12 protein-coding genes and 4 pseudogenes are annotated in these 15,589 nt (G+C 43.9%); 15 read left to right on the top strand and 1 reads right to left on the bottom strand.

Annotated elements, in window-relative coordinates:
• Nucleotides 1-96 precede the first annotated feature (96 nt).
• Nucleotides 97-1,359 carry a hypothetical protein gene (locus HGT73_RS06780; protein ID WP_214212975.1) on the top strand — a complete coding sequence of 421 codons (1,263 nt, stop codon included), beginning with the start codon at nt 97-99 and terminating at the stop codon, nt 1,357-1,359.
• A 3-nt stretch (nt 1,360-1,362) separates the two neighbouring features.
• The gene (locus HGT73_RS06775) at nt 1,363-2,238 is read left to right on the top strand and encodes a hypothetical protein (protein WP_214212973.1); all 876 of its coding nucleotides are present in this window, start codon (nt 1,363-1,365) and stop codon (nt 2,236-2,238) included.
• A 288-nt stretch (nt 2,239-2,526) separates the two neighbouring features.
• Here the strand turns inward: HGT73_RS06775 and HGT73_RS06770 are convergent, their stop codons facing one another.
• Nucleotides 2,527-2,703 (bottom strand): hypothetical protein, encoded by a 177-nt coding sequence (locus tag HGT73_RS06770; protein ID WP_214212971.1) that lies wholly within the window; start codon nt 2,701-2,703, stop codon nt 2,527-2,529.
• Between the two features lie 625 nt (nt 2,704-3,328).
• On the opposite strand from HGT73_RS06770, the pseudogene HGT73_RS06760 reads away from it, so the two are divergent.
• The 13 genes and pseudogenes from HGT73_RS06760 to HGT73_RS06700 all read left to right on the top strand — a co-directional run bounded on the left by HGT73_RS06760 (nt 3,329) and on the right by HGT73_RS06700 (nt 15,473).
• Nucleotides 3,329-4,135, top strand: a pseudogene (locus HGT73_RS06760) (MobA/MobL family protein).
• A 20-nt stretch (nt 4,136-4,155) separates the two neighbouring features.
• Nucleotides 4,156-4,623: a hypothetical protein gene (locus tag HGT73_RS06755; protein ID WP_214212965.1), complete on the top strand. Its 468-nt coding sequence runs from the start codon at nt 4,156-4,158 to the stop codon at nt 4,621-4,623.
• Nucleotides 4,624-6,779: 2,156 nt separating this feature from the next.
• Nucleotides 6,780-6,902 (top strand): annotated as a pseudogene (locus HGT73_RS06750) (Arm DNA-binding domain-containing protein); the annotation flags it as partial.
• 694 nt (nt 6,903-7,596) lie between these two features.
• On the top strand, nt 7,597-8,094 hold the full coding sequence (gene tssB / locus HGT73_RS06745) for a type VI secretion system contractile sheath small subunit (protein WP_214212963.1): 498 nt from the start codon (nt 7,597-7,599) through the stop codon (nt 8,092-8,094).
• Nucleotides 8,095-8,127: 33 nt separating this feature from the next.
• A pseudogene (gene tssC, locus HGT73_RS06740) lies at nt 8,128-9,675 on the top strand (type VI secretion system contractile sheath large subunit).
• A 17-nt stretch (nt 9,676-9,692) separates the two neighbouring features.
• Nucleotides 9,693-11,030, top strand: a complete 1,338-nt coding sequence (gene tssK / locus HGT73_RS06735) for a type VI secretion system baseplate subunit TssK (RefSeq protein ID WP_214212961.1) — start codon at nt 9,693-9,695, stop codon at nt 11,028-11,030.
• The gene (gene tssL, locus HGT73_RS06730) at nt 11,027-11,680 is read left to right on the top strand and encodes a type VI secretion system protein TssL, short form (RefSeq protein WP_214212959.1); all 654 of its coding nucleotides are present in this window, start codon (nt 11,027-11,029) and stop codon (nt 11,678-11,680) included. The genes tssK and tssL overlap by 4 nt, the downstream gene beginning before the upstream one ends.
• Nucleotides 11,681-11,683: 3 nt before the next feature.
• Complete coding sequence (locus tag HGT73_RS06725) at nt 11,684-13,246, top strand: OmpA family protein (RefSeq protein WP_214212957.1); 1,563 nt, start codon at nt 11,684-11,686, stop codon at nt 13,244-13,246.
• 4 nt (nt 13,247-13,250) lie between these two features.
• Nucleotides 13,251-13,742 carry a type VI secretion system effector Hcp gene (gene hcp, locus HGT73_RS06720; protein WP_214212954.1) on the top strand — a complete coding sequence of 164 codons (492 nt, stop codon included), beginning with the start codon at nt 13,251-13,253 and terminating at the stop codon, nt 13,740-13,742.
• Between the two features lie 246 nt (nt 13,743-13,988).
• Nucleotides 13,989-14,198, top strand: a pseudogene (locus tag HGT73_RS06715) (hypothetical protein); the annotation flags it as partial.
• Nucleotides 14,199-14,212: 14 nt separating this feature from the next.
• Nucleotides 14,213-14,785, top strand: a complete 573-nt coding sequence (locus HGT73_RS06710) for a type IV secretion protein Rhs (protein ID WP_214212952.1) — start codon at nt 14,213-14,215, stop codon at nt 14,783-14,785.
• Nucleotides 14,779-15,246, top strand: a complete 468-nt coding sequence (locus tag HGT73_RS06705) for a putative T6SS immunity periplasmic lipoprotein (protein ID WP_244968486.1) — start codon at nt 14,779-14,781, stop codon at nt 15,244-15,246. Before HGT73_RS06710 ends, HGT73_RS06705 begins: the two co-directional genes overlap by 7 nt.
• Nucleotides 15,247-15,263: 17 nt before the next feature.
• Entirely contained in the window at nt 15,264-15,473 is a 210-nt protein-coding gene (locus tag HGT73_RS06700) for a hypothetical protein (RefSeq protein ID WP_214212950.1), read from the top strand.
• Nucleotides 15,474-15,589: the final 116 nt, after the last annotated feature.

The following is a 15,589-nucleotide window of genomic DNA, read 5'->3' as shown; positions in this document are numbered from 1 at the left end:
TTGTTTTTATTATATTTTAATACTTCATTAAAAGCCAAGTACTTTTGAGGTACAATCAAAGGCACTTGATATATTGGTTTAGATTGGTAAATTACTATGCTCAAAAAAACAGCACGCTCTGGAACATTCACAGATAATATGAAACTGCCTGTTCATCGTTGGTTTCGATACTCAGCAGGTTTTTCTGCTGAGTGGGTCAATTCTGAGATTTTAAAATACCAAGAAGAAACCGGTAATAAAGCTATAGTACTTGAACCGTTTACAGGTTCAGGAACCACAAATATATCTGCTGACTCATTAAAAGTTAAGTCTTATGGATTTGAAGGACATCCTTTTATTGCAAGGATCGCTAAAGCAAAACAGTTATGGGATACAAGTATCCTAGACTTTGATGAAGCAGGAAAAGCAACTCTTAATTATGCGATGTCTATTAAATCGGACACTAAAATTGATAGATATAAAAATGATAACCTTCTTGGAAAATGTTATTCGCTTGAATCATTTGAAAAACTGGACCGTTTGAAAAGAGCCTATGAAAAATTATCGACTACAGAACCAGTTTGGGAGCTAATTCGATTAAATATTACATCGATCCTTCGAGCTTGTAGTCACGTAGGCACTGCACAATGGCAATATGTATTGCCAAATAAATCTAAATCAAAAGTTCTTGATCCCTTCGAGGCTTTCTCAGGAAAGCTTGAACTAATGAAGTCTGATATGTTGCATGCCGTTTCTTCTGGATGGGAAAGTTGTTCTAAAATAGAACATCAGGATGTAAGACGTCCATTTCTAACTGAAAAATGTAATTTGCTCATATCATCACCACCATATCCAAACAATTACGATTATGCTGATGCTACGCGATTAGAAATGATGTTTTGGGGAGAAATTAATGGCTGGGGAGACCTGAAAGAAGTTGTAAGACCATCTCTTATGAGATCTTGTTCTCAACACTCTGCTGCCGATAAGATTGACTTAGATGAATACATTAGCAATCCATTATTATCCCCAATTAAAGATGAAATAGCGGACGTCACCAAGCAATTAGATGTTATTCGTCACACAAAAGGTGGAAAAAAAACATACCATACTATGATTGCTGCATATTTTTTAGACTTAGCGCAGACATGGGTAAATTTACGAAATAATATGGATAAAGGGTCAAAGATCTGCTTTGTTATTGGTGATTCAGCACCTTACGGAATTCATGTTCCAGCAGAACGATGGTTAGGAGATTTAGCTCTTGCAGCTGGCTTCTCTGAGTATAGTTTTGAGAAACTGAGAGATAGAAACGTTAAGTGGAAAAATAGAACACATACGGTACCTTTGCATGAAGGTAGGCTTTGGATAAAAGGATAAAAAATGGCTACATCCCCATCACATAAGTTAGGACAGCTTTTAGGCAATATGCTTGAAAGCATTTTCATCCCTCTACTTCAGGGGGTTGCAGATAGACATAACATGTATTTGGATGTTGTTGGGCAACCACGAGAAGGAAGGAAGGGTAAAAAAATAACTTGGGCCGACTCTTATGGAAGCACTCATGACTTGGATATCGTTTTTGAATATGGTGGATCATCTACACAATTAGGAAGACCCGTAGCATTCATTGAATCCGCGTGGAGAAGATACACTAAACACTCCAAAAATAAAGCTCAGGAAATTCAAGGAGCTATTCTACCAATTGCTGATAAATATTATATCGAATGTCCTTTTAAAGGCGCTATACTTGCTGGAGAGTTTACTGAACCCTCACTAAAGCAACTGGCAAATTGTGGTTTTCATGTGTTATATATCCCTTATATAAAGATAGTGTCTGCTTTTTCTCAATCTGGCATTGACATGTCTTTTGATGAGAGCACTTCTGAAGTTCTTCTTAGCCAAAAGGTTTCTGCAATTGAAAATATAAGCCAAGAGCAGCTTCTCACCATTAAAAGAATAATTATTGATTCAAATAGAGATAGTATATCCACTTTTATTAATGTACTGGAAGGAAAAATAAGTAAATCTTTGAAAAAATTAATTATAACTCCACTCTATGGAAATAACTATGAATTTAATAGTTTAAACGACGCAAAAGATTTTATTACTAGTTATAATACACAAAATTCCGCCACAGGATATTTGGCATTCAATAATTTTTTAATATATGTTGTTTATATGAATGATGACCATATAAAAGCAGAGTTTTCATCAAGTATCGCTGCAATAAATTTTTTAAATGCAGTAATAATATAACATAGTAAGAGTGTAAATTCTTTTTCTATGTGAGATGATAAGAACCTACGACCTATTAGGGCCATCCGGCCCGATATCATCCCACTGAGTTATAAAGTACTTCTTGTATAAAACCGAATAAGTTTCATACAAAATATAGACAAAATAATTCTATATAAACACAATCACAATGCCTATTTTATTTTTGTTTTAGTGCATGATATTTTGAATATTTTATCGACCACCTCAGAAAAAGTATATATTATAATTATTTAATATATAGACACCAGAAACGAGTAAAAGCAAGTTTTACTCGTTTCTGTCGCCGCCATTTTTCCAGTTGTCTAAAAGTTCATTACCTCTATCAGCATATATATTATTTTTTAAGTTTTGTTTTTTTAAATATAAATAACCAATAACAGAAGGTAAATGCTCATCTATTTCTAAATATTTTATACCAAGCACTTTACAAATATTAGTGCCCATTTCAATAAGAACTCTTGCTCTTTTTTTCTTCTTTCAGCATCTTTGCTTTTGCTGATTTATTCTTTCTTCTTTGCTTTTAGTTGTGCAAGCTATTGTTGATGATACAGAACTCTGTTTTCTATTTTATCTATCTTTTTACTCATACTTTAAACCCCCTTCTTTCTGGCATTAGCAATAGCCTGTTTGGTCATTTTATCAAAATGATACCCAGCTACCTTTATATCATCACTATGATTTTTCTTTTCAATGTATGAAGCACCGACCCAGAATATAAAAAAAATAAAAAACACATTATTATTGCACTTATGATAAACATCGTTAGCTCATTATTTTTGTTTTATGAATATTCAGTAATATATTTTCACTCATTTGTCAAAAGGCTTAATTTCTGTTATTAAATAAATATAAGTAAAGCGACATTTCTTATTTTAAGCCAATCTAAAGAGAGGATAAAAATAAAAATCAATGCCCACTTACACAAACTTTTCTTCGCAAGTTTGTAGTGGTCTCTACGAGGTTAAAGGCAAAAACAAAAGTCAAAATTAAAAGAAAAAAGGATTGCTCATATGGATATATATTTTTTTCAATGTAGGTTGTAGTAAGAACAAAATTTTTAAATAATGCTGTGACTCATGCGGAATATATTAACCGTATTGATCTTGATAATAGCCGTGATGGCTCAAAATGGCGTTATGGTCATCGCAACGAAGATGTATATAAATCTGGTGTTATCCTTCCAGATAAGGCAGATGAAAAATTCTCTGACCTGTCTTATTTATGGAGTGAAGTTGAAAAAAAGGAAAATAGATCCAATAGTCGTTTGGCGCGGTCTTTTATTATTGCTTTACCAAATAAGCTAACACCAGAAAAAAATTAAAAATTGATTGAAGATTACATTAAAAGCCATATGACAAGCAAAGGTAGGATTGTAAACTACGCCATTCATATAGATGATATTAATAATTTTCATGCCCATTTGATGAGCACTACAAGAGAAGTTGATAAATCAGAATTAGAGTTTGCAAAAAAGAACGTTATAGGCAGAACGTGGAACGATGATGATTTTCTTGAAGGGTTGAGGAAAGGCTGGGCTGATACTGCTAATACTCATCTGGCAAAGCTTGATCATCAGGTCAGGATTGACCACAGAACACTATCAGCGCAACGTGATGAAGCTATCGAACAATTTGAAATGGCTACCACTGTGGAAGCAAAAGCAGAAGCTTTATCCCGTGCTGTAAGTCTTGACAGACCAGCAATACAGCATATTTGGCGTAGTAAGTTAGATACAGAAGAAGGCAAGGCTTTACGTGAAGTACAACAAGACAGAAGAGATCTGCAGCTCATTATTGCTGAAGAGACTAAAAGGAGTGTTTTGTCTTTACCACAAGAGATAGTTTTAAATAACTTTACTCCTAAAAAAATAAAATAAAAATCCAAAAAAAACTACTATTGAAAAAAACACACCCCGCCCCAGAAGCAGTTTTAAAAACTGCTGATAAAGTGGGAGAGATAATAGATCTCAAATATAGTACTTTTGGTAAGTTAATATTAAACATTAAAATAATGTATAACGAGTACAAGAAAAAATCTATTGGTAAGAAAATAAATAAAAGAATAAAGAAGATAGAAAAGGCAGACAAAATAGGTGGTGGCAAAGGCGGTTGTTTTGCTAGAAATTTAGATAATGATTATTCAGTTGAGGATGATATCCAACCTATACCAGAAGAACGCAAGGAAGATGAATATACGAAGCTGAAGAAGTTTTTTGATGATGTAAATAAAAGCGGTATTGAGCTGAACAGCAAAAAAGAAATGATGCTTAAAGCTGAACAGGAGCATAAAAAGATGCTATCACAAGAACCTAAACATAAACCAAAAGCGGACGATCAAAATGATAGACACATTAAATATAAATGAGATATCTGAAAAGTATAAAAAATATTGGATGAAGGATGTATTATTTTATATACATAAAAAACTGATCTATATGGTGAAGTAATAGAGCTCGCAATAATTAATAATGAAGATTCTGTTTTGTTCAGTCACAAGATAAAACCTAAAGAGGAAAAAATAACACCTACCGCTGAAGCTATTCATCATATGTCTGTGGAGATGCTTAAGGATGAAAAAGAGTTATCCTTCTATATGGATGAGCTAACAACTATTTTTTTAGATTATAAAAATATTGTCATATACAATGCTGCGTTTGATCTTTAATGCTTACAGTAATCATTAAGAGAAAATGACGTATCCGAGTTTTTCGATTGGGGTTTCAAATATCCTGATCTTAATATTGAATGTGCAATGCTTGATTATGCTTATTATTATAATGAGTATAGCTATTACTTTAATGATTATAAATGGTAAAGATTATAAGTAGCGGTAAGAAGATTTGACTTTTATTTTACTAACATCACTCCACATAGAGCGTTAAGCTATTATTTAATGACGCTACACGTCATAGAGTCAATGGCTAAAAAGAAAAGCGAGAAATTTTATTCTCTTGCTGATTTTTTCAATAAAAAATATAGCAGGATAAAAATCTATATTTATTTTCTTTTTAAGAAATCATTGTGGCGGGATTTTTCTATTCTTTACAGTTCTAGTTTAACTTATTTTTTATCGGTGTCTCATGAAATGTCACCTTACTATTTTATATTTCCCAGTTCTGGTTTTTCATGTTCTTTTATTTATTTTTTGTACTAATAGTACTAGAATTTTATCAGCTTAGGTTCTGGGGTTTTAGATGGCGACTTTCAGTCGTAGTAGTTTTCCGTCAGGAAAACTTAGTTTTTCTGCAAGCTTAATCCCCCGCAAAAAAATACTATTGTAATATTTTTTATTAGGTTCGCAGGTTGGCGATTCTCACCGTAGCTATTGAGTTCCAGCACGTTTCCGACGCTGGGATACCCCATCGGACTCCTACGGATACATCATGATGATTTAAAGCATTTTCTCGTTTTACTAAAGAAAATTACACTACCGCTTAATAGATTTTAGATGAACGCTTCAAGTTGGTGGCTACCGACTTCCCCCCGTTTATATGCCACCTACAATAACCTAAGAATAAAACAGTCTTTAACACATGATATCCAAAGACTCTTAGACCTGATACACAGGTTTAACGTTATTGCTTTTGAGAACTAAAAGGATTCTGGAAATGGTATTTAAAATACTTGTAAAAAGTTGAGATTTAGATTTGACAAATATGAAAGGATTATTTAATGCTTTATTATACTTGTAATCACGTTAATCCTCTAACTAATTACAAGACTTAAAAAAGTCGTCGAAATTTTTTAGTCCTTAAAAAGTCAACTTTAATAAGTTGGCTTTTTTTGTATCTTTATTGTTTATAGATCTCTATATATAACCTGTCAATAAAAAATAAAAAATATTTTTAACACCATGATCAATTAGAAAAAGACATCAATAAAAAAGGCCAGATAAAAACCTAGTCTTTTATTTACTGTCAGTTATTTTTTTCATATATAGCCCTAAAACGCTTTGTATGCGATTCTGAGGCGTTTAATGTTTTAAATGGTAAATACACTAAAAATAAGCAAAATGGTTTGTAGTGCCCTTCAGGATTATTTTTTTGAAAACATTCACAAACAATAAAAGAAAATATTTTGTTTCCATAACTAATTGTTTATTATGCAAGAAATAAAAACACAAATAAAATATGATGTTGTCATAAAAAATAATTTAAAGTCACATAGTTACAAGATAATGACAACAACCAATTGTTTTTAATTGGCTTTTTTCTCGATTAATATAATAATATGATGGTATATTTAATGGTACAAAAGAGAGTTATATGAAAAAATATCAATATAATTATATTCTTAATATATTTTACGGGTGCGAGTTCGGGCACCAAATTCATATTAACGGACCTCCACAGAGGTCCGTTTTTGCATTCTAAGCCCGCCAAAATCAACGCTTCTACAATCCCTTAACTCCACCCAACTCAATTAACTTCAACCTGCATCAAGTCCCTTGCGAGGGTACAACTGAGGATATAGTCTGATTCGATAAAATATATACCCCTTGTCTATCAGGAGATACCGCTAATGGCGCTCACTGACGCTAAAACCCGTGCAGCTAAACCGGATGAAAAACCTTATAAACTTGCCGATAGCGGTAACATGTTTTTGCTTGTTCATCCTAATGGCTCGAAGTACTGGGGCGTTAGGAAGGTCTTGCCGCGAGTTTATTCAGTCGTCTGGAATATCTCTGGTCTTCGTGCTCGCGGCCGGTGTCTACGCAGTCGGATTTGTACCGGCTGACGTAGGCAATTGAACAGCTTAAATCGCAGGGCTGGGTCAATGAGGTGATCAGTGACGGGGAATAGGGCAGTGAAGGTCTAACTGAGAATACAGCGATACGAATGCACTGCTGGTCATAAAATCGGCACTGACCGGCTGGCATTACAGTCCTGACAGCAAATGAAACGCTCTCTGTCCGGGCATAAAACCGATTATGTTCCTGACGCTTCCTTATGGTTACTGCTGTGTTTCCCACATAAAGCAAAACTATAACTTTCCACCCCTTTTATCTATTTCTGATCTAAAACCCTATCTTCAAAAAACATGGGCATTTCACCTCCCCTGATATTGATGTAAATCAATTCAAGATCTTTTCGTTAACAATTATCCGTTCATTTTTACTACAGCAATATAAATATTTGTTTTGTTAGCTAATGGCAGTTCATTTTACTGTCATTAGAGTGCAATCATCCATTACAATTTTAGTGTAAAATTCTTATAGATTACATTTTTACAATTTAAAGTTTGGTTTGTTTGATCTTAAGTCGATCATTATTCTGTTTTCGTGTGAAAATCACTTTAGTCTGAAAGTGCGCGCAGCGATAAACCGAGGGATGATGAGATGGCTGATAGTTTCCAGAATGAAGTGCCAAAGGCACGTATTAATCTAAAACTTGACCTGCATACAGGAGGAACGAGCAAGAAAACGGAACTCCCCCTGAAATTGCTCATAGCAGGCGACTTCAGTAATGGCCAAGAGTCTGTCCCCCTATCTGAGCGCAAAAAAGTGGATTTGAATAAAAATAATGTTGATTCTGTGCTGTCCGAATACTCCCCAAAACTCAATCTAACCGTTAAAAACACACTGACTGATGACGGCAGCGAAGACACCATCGATCTGACCTTCCGAAGCATGAAGGATTTCACCCCTGAGCAGGTTTCCCGTCAAATCCCCCAACTGAAGGCTATGCTTTCCATGCGTAACCTGCTTCGCGATTTAAAAGCGAACCTGCTGGACAATCAGACTTTCCGTAAGGAGCTGGAAAAAATTCTGCTCGACCCGACGTTGAGTGCAAAACTCAGAGCCGAGCTTTCTACCCTAGCCCCGAAACAGCCATAACGGTCACCATGATTTAACGGATTAAAAAGGAAGATGCTGATGTCGGTAAAAAATGAGAATGGGACGAGTGCCGAAAGCGTGGTACTGGAACGTCCTGCTGCGGATGGGGTTTATGCGTCCCTGTTTGAAAAAATTAATCTGAACCCGGTGTCCGAGCTGAGTGCGCTGGACATCTGGCAGGACGCACAGGCGATGTCGGAAGCGACTGCGGATGAACGATTAACCGCTGGGATGCAGGTATTCCTAGAGTGTCTGAAAAAATCGGGCTCAACCGTTGAAAAACTCGACAAAAACCTGATTGACCACCATATCGCGGAACTGGATTGGCAGATTAGCCGTCAGCTGGATGCGGTAATGCATAGCGAAGAATTCCAGGCGGTAGAGAGCCTGTGGCGTGGCGTAAAATCCCTAGTCGACAAAACCGATTTCCGCCAGAACGTGCGCGTCGAACTGCTGGATATGTCCAAAGAAGACCTACGTCAGGACTTTGAAGACAGTCCGGAAATCATCCAGAGTGGACTGTATAAACATACGTATATTGATGAGTATGACACACTGGGGGGAGAGCCGATCGCTGCGCTGATTTCCGCTTACGAATTTGATGCGTCTGCGTAGGATATCGCGCTCCTGCGCAATATTTCAAAAGTATCTGCCGCCGCGCATATGCCGTTTATTGGATCGACTGGCCCGAAATTTTTCCTCAAAGATTCGATGGAGGAAGTGGCGGCCATCAAGGATATTGGCAACTACTTCGACCGTGCCGAGTACATCAAGTGGAAATCCTTCCGCGAGACGGATGATGCTCGTTATATCGGTCTGGTGATGCCGCGTGTACTGGGTCGCCTGCCGTATGGTCCGGATACCGTACCCGTACGCAGCTTCAATTATGTGGAAGAAGTTAAAGGCCCGGATCACAACAAATACCTATGGACCAACGCTTCGTTTGCGTTTGCTTCTAACATGGTGCGCAGCTTCATCAACAACGGCTGGTGTGTACAAATTCGTGGCCCGCAGGCCGGTGGTGCCGTGCAAGACCTGCCTATTCATCTGTACGATCTGGGTACCGGTAATCAGGTAAAGATCCCGTCAGAAGTAATGATCCCTGAAACCCGCGAATTCGAGTTTGCCAATCTGGGCTTTATCCCGCTGTCCTACTACAAGAACCGCGATTATGCTTGCTTCTTCTCGGCGAATTCGACGCAGAAGCCTGCGTTGTATGACAGCGCAGATACAACGGCTAACAGCCGCATCAATGCCCGTCTGCCGTACATTTTCCTGCTGTCGCGTATTGCGCATTACCTGAAGCTGATTCAGCGTGAAAATATCGGCACAACCAAAGACCGTCGTCTGCTGGAGCTGGAGCTGAACACTTGGGTACGTGGTCTGGTGACCGAAATGACCGACCCGGGCGACGAACTGCAGGCCTCTCACCCGCTGCGCGATGCGAAAGTGGTGGTGGAAGATATCGAAGACAATCCGGGCTTCTTCCGCGTGAAACTCTATGCGGTGCCGCACTTTCAGGTGGAAGGCATGGACGTTAACCTGTCACTGGTTTCTCAGATGCCAAAAGCCAAGTCGTAAGGCGAGGAAAATCAGGGATGAAAATTTACCGCCCACTTTGGGAGGATGGGGCCGCTCTGGCTCCGCAACAGTTCCAGCAGCAGGCCCGCTGGAGTGAGCACGTTGCCGATATGGTCGCCCGGATGGGGATTTCTCATCCCTGGGGCGTGGTGGCGGCAGAGTTTGATGATGCCTCGCTGGCGCTCTCGCGCCTGAACGCTACCCGTCTGGTGGTGCGCTTTCAGGACGGGACCCTTGTTGATACAGACTTGGCAGACACACTTCCTCCTGTCTGTGATTTGTCTATGGCTGCGGGCAGCGAGGTTGTTGACGTGGTTGTCGCGCTGCCGCTGCTGAGCGCCAGCGGTGGCAACCTCGATAACGGTCAGGACTGTGGGCGCCCGCATCGCTGGAAAGCGGAGCGTGTGGTGGTGCAGGAGCTGGCCGGTAATGAAAGCGGGGATCTTGCGATCCTGCGTCATGCGCTGACCCTGCGTCTGTCCAGCCAGGAAAACACGGCATACCTGACCTGTCCGGTGGCGCGTCTGGTGCGTAATGCGCAGGGGCAGTGGAGCCGTGACCCGGCCTTTATCCCGCCGATGCTATCTGTTTCTGCCAGCCCGTTGCTGACCACCGAACTGGGGGACCTGCTGGTGCGTCTGCAGGCCCGCCGCCGTCGCCTGATGGCCATGCGCCGTGAAAGCAATGAGCGGATGGCCGACTTTGCGGTCGCGGATATCTCCCTGTTCTGGCTGCTCAATGCCCTGAACAGCGTCGAGCCGGTGCTGACGGAACTGCTGCAGACACCGGAGCGTCACCCGGAACTGCTATACCGCGAACTGACCCGTCTGGCCGGTAGCCTGCTGACCTTCTCACTGGAGCATGACGCTGGGGACATTCCGGCTTATCAGCACGATGTGCCGGAGCGAGTATTCCCACCGTTGCTGACGCTGCTGGACAAACTACTGGAAGCAAGCCTGCCATCACGCGTGGTCAGTATTCAACTGGAGCATCACGACCAAATCTGGAAAGGAGCCCTGCACGATGCGCGTCTGCGCGAAGGGGCAGACTTCTGGCTCTCGGTACGCTCTTCCATGCCGAATCATGAGCTTCAGACGAAATTCCCGCAGTTGTGTAAAGCGGGCAGCTTTGAAGATGTGTCCAATGTGGTGAATGTGGCCCTGAGTGGGATCACCCTCAAACCTGTCAGCCATGTTCCGGCAGCAATTCCGTTGCGCCTTGAGAACCAGTATTTCTCGCTGGATCTGAGTACTGAGGCGGCTCGCGCAATGCTTGAGATGGGAAGCTGCACCTTCTACACCCCGCGCTCACTGGGGGAGGTGAAACTTGAACTCTTTGCGGTGCTGCGCACATGAATACATCAGAAATGAGTCAAATTGAGCGTATTTTCTACCCCGGCTGGCTGATGGCCAGCCAGCTGCGGGGCGGTCAGGAAGTCCGTGACGGGGAAGGGCTCTATCGCCGGGCCTGCCGTCTGGTGCAGGAGGCAAAAGCGGCGCTCACGGAGGCAGGTTACAGCGACATCAGTCGTGACCACATGGTGTATGCCCTGTGTGCTCTGCTTGATGAGAGCGTGATGAACCGGGGAACCACCGATGATGGTTACCTGACCTGGCGTCGTGACCCGCTGCAGGCACACCTCTTTGGCACCCTCAATGCCGGTGAGGAGCTGTGGGAACGGATCCGTAACCTGCTGAAGGAAACCGCCCCTGACTCAGCCGTCCTGACCTGCATGTACCGGACCCTGCAGCTGGGGTTCGTCGGTCAGTATCGCGCCCAGGATGATGAGCGTCGGGAAGATATTGTTCGCGCACTCGCGGAGCGGGTGCCGGCCTTTACGCTTGCACAGGACGCTCCTATTGTTGCCCGGGCATCACGCCTGCGCAGCGGTCATCGCGGGTACTGGCTGAGTTGGATTGTGGCCGCCGTTGCCCTGGTGGCACTCTGGTTCTTCCTTTCGTCTTCGCTTACTGACCTGGTAAGCCAGACCGTCAGGCCGAGGTAAGCGATGCGGGATGTGTACCGAAGTCTGTTAACTGCCCTAGGTACCATACTGGCGCTGTGGCTCATCCTGGGATTCTGGCCACTGTCCACAGACAGCCGTGTGGCACCCAGCCTGCTGGTTATTCTGGTATCAGGCGTGATGTTCTGGCGTCAGCGTCGAGCTTCGCAGGTGCGGGCGACCGCTGTCCGGGATATTGTGGATGAAAACCTGCCGCCGGAAGATTTTCAGGGGGCGGTGATCCTCGTTTGTGGCGATAACGCCCCGCTGTTTGTGTCCGGTTCCCGTCACCGGGAAACCCGGCAGGGCTGGTATCTGTGGGTGAAGGATACGGAACAGCTACCAATCCTGGCACAGCACCTAAGCCTGATGCGCCCGGCCTTGGTGTCGCAAATATCCGTCATGCTGGCGGTGGTACCTGAACAGCACACCTCCGGCGATGATTTTACTCAGAATCTTCGGGGGTGGCAGCGGGCCGTTGTCCAGTGCCGTGCGGCATTTGGCACGCTTCCCCCGCTGTGGACCGTGACCTGGGTATCGCCTCCTGTGGCCTGCGCAGAGGCAGAGCCCCTCTGGTTTACCACGGTCAGCCAGCGAAGCGGTATTCAGGTGTATCAGCTTGGTCAGGGAAATGTGTCACTGACGGAGTGGACCCGGGAGACCGGCTCAGACGGGCGTCTTTCGCGTCTGAGTCAGGGCCTGTGGCTGGACAGTCTGCTTGCTTGGCAGAGCTGTGCGGTGAATGACCTGTTGTCGGTACGCCAGGGAGAACTGCCGGCGTTGCCGCGCCGATGTGGTGTCAGCCGCAGAAGGGTGTTCTGGCGTTACGCCGGGTTGCTGGGCGGGATTTTCCTCGCGCTGGCTATGCTGGCGTCCTGGATTAATAACCAGCGTCTTATTCGTAATGTTGGCGATCACCTTGCGTTATATCACCAGCTGACAGGTAAACCTGTTGCCCCGAAACTGCATGCGCAACAGCGCCTCAGAGCCGATGGTGCATTGCTGGATGACTGGCAGCGTCGCGGAGAGCCACTGCGTTATCGCCTGGGGCTGTATCAGGGGTTTCGCCTGCTTCCACCTGTTGAGGCCGCCGTCAGCGACTGGGCTCCTCCGCCACCGGCCATCAAGAAAATCATCCAGGGTCCGAAAACCATTCGTCTCGACAGTATGTCGCTGTTCGATTCGGGCAAATCGGCGCTGAAAGCCGGGTCCACCAAAATGCTGGTGAATTCGCTGGTTGGCGTTAAGGCGAAGCCGGGTTGGCTGATTGTGGTCGCCGGCCACACCGATAATACCGGTACAGCACAGCTGAACCAGACGCTGTCGCTTGAGCGTGCCGCAGCGGTACGCGACTGGATGCGTGACACCGGTGACGTACCAGAAAGCTGTTTTGCGGTGCAAGGATATGGCGACAGCCGTCCGATCGCAACCAACGACACCCCGAATGGGCGCGCGCTCAACCGTCGTGTCGAAATTAGTCTGGTACCGCAGGCCAACGCCTGTCAGATACCGGGCAAAGACCCGGCGTCATCGCAGGATGATGACGCATCACAGCACAATGGAGAGTAATTCTATGGCAATTCCTGTTTATCTTTGGCTGAAAGACGACGGTGGCGCGGACATTAAAGGGTCTGTGGACGTTCAGGACCGTGAAGGCAGCATGGAGGTTGTCGCGCAGGAGCATAACCTGTACATCCCGACCGACAATAACACCGGCAAGCTGACCGGTACTCGTATCCACACCCCGTTCCTGTTCACCAAGGAAATCGATTCCTCCAGCCCGTACCTGTACAAGGCTGTAACCACTGGTCAGACCCTGAAGTCTGCTGAATTCAAATGGTACAAAATTAACGACGCGGGCCAAGAAGTTGAATACTTCAACACTAAACTCGAGAACGTGAAAGTGGTGAAAGTGAACCCGGTGATGCACGACGTCAAGGATCCTTCTTTCGAGAAGCACAATCACCTTGAAGAAATTGAGTTACGTTACGAAAAAATCACCTGGACCTACAAAGACGGCAACATCATTCATTCCGATTCCTGGAACGAACGAGCTACCGCCTAAGTCATAAGCGGACAGTCCCCGCTACCCGCTTTTTTTGTCTTTGCTGAACGTCTGCCCGTACGGGCGTTGAGCAAAGAAACCCACGAACTGCCAGCCCGACCTAATGCGCTTTGGTCCCCATCCTGGGAAACAGCGATGGGCGGTAGCGTGTCCAGGAGCCGACAAAGAGAGAACTTTATGGAAAATCCAGCCATCCTGTTGCGACGTCTTAACCCTTACTGCGCCCGTGCGATGGAAGGCGCGGCTTCACTCTGCGTACCCTTGACCTCGGCCTGCCTGTTGCCGGATACCGGGGCTCGCAACGTCGACAGCCTACTCAATCAGCAAATCCTACCAGTGCTGAGCCACCAGTTGCTGACCCATATGGCCGCAAAACAAAAACCACACACCCTGACGCTTAGCTGGAATGTCGAAGAAGGGATTGGGCTTGAATTTTCAGGCGCGGCTGAACGCTAATTCGGAGGCAGAGAATGACCCTTCATGATGCAGGGAAGAAGAAAAAGAAGGACAGCAAGAATCACGGCGACGATTCCGTCAGAAAACTGACCTCTGGGGAAATCGCTTTAGCTAGAACGGTATTCGGTAACCGGGTCGATTATGAGAAGGTAAAAATGCATCATGGCAGTTATCTGCCATTTAATGCGCAGGATGCGAATACGGCAATGACGCCTAATGGTGAAATCTACTTCATCAATCACTACCGGGATGATTTTTCACAATCACTGTATTCGCTTCAGCATCTGTTTATACACGAAATGAGCCATGTCTGGCAGCGTGAAAAAGGGATGAATGTTATTGGACGAGGTCTTGTTAGCTGGCTTGTTAGTTATCGCTATACGCTTGATGGTCGCCTGCTGAGTGACTATCCGATGGAGCAGCAGGCACAGATTATTGCTGATAATTTTATTTTACAGACATTTGGCTATGAAATCTGGTGGCACCTTGAAAATAAAAAGTACCCCGACATTACGCTTGATGGCGACATTTCTGAGGCGGCAATACGTGAAGGGTATAAAAATTCTCTGAGAGGTTTCCCATGGTGAGCGTAAATCATTTTCAAAAAATTATCTTTATCGTTGCATTAGGCATGTCGTCGGTAGCCCTGACTGGCTGCCCGGGCCCTGGTGACAGAATGAGCCTGGATGAAACTGCGCAAGTAAGCAGGAAAGGTAATGACGTTTGTATGAGTATTCATGATGCTCGAGATTATCAGCCTGCAGACATGGGTATCAATCTTCGGGGTACTCCGCCTAAAGAGAAAGAATTCAACTTCTCACCAGACCTTAAGATTGTTGATGGTGCATTGTGCATTCCACCGTCTTACTACCATTTTATGAATGGTAATAAATATATTGTTGAATTCGTGCTTCATTCAGCAAACAACCAAGATAAACCCCGGAATTTTGTTGTCGGAATAGGCGTTAATGATACTCAAGTATATAACTTTCCTTTGACCGACCGCGAAATTTTAAGGCCTTATGGCTCAATTGAAGTTTCTGAATAGTGCTTCGGTATAACGCCATGAAGGTTTTTATCTTTTTAACTCTAGTGGTGGTGGGAGTGCTGTTTCTTCCGGAGACGTGTTTTTACGCATTCGTTAAGCGCTTTATCCCCATTAGTGGCGACGGCGAATACGGCATGAATAATTTTGAAATAACCGTTTTGCTGATGAAAACCCTCGACTGCACCCTCGAAGCTGGAGCCGTAATCACGCTTTTTCGTACTCGCTGAGTACCCCTGATTAAACCTGTGACTTGCCCGTCGGCAAGAAAGTCATGGACTGCAGGTTATCCCATGGAGTCAAAATCATGAGTCTGACAGATACGCTTAAGAACACCCTGTCTGCG

Source organism: Rosenbergiella australiborealis (assembly GCF_018494035.1).
Taxonomy (GTDB): domain Bacteria; phylum Pseudomonadota; class Gammaproteobacteria; order Enterobacterales; family Enterobacteriaceae; genus Rosenbergiella; species Rosenbergiella australiborealis.
The sequence above is the reverse complement of the archived record's forward strand: the minus strand, read 5'-3'. Positions and strand labels throughout refer to the sequence as shown.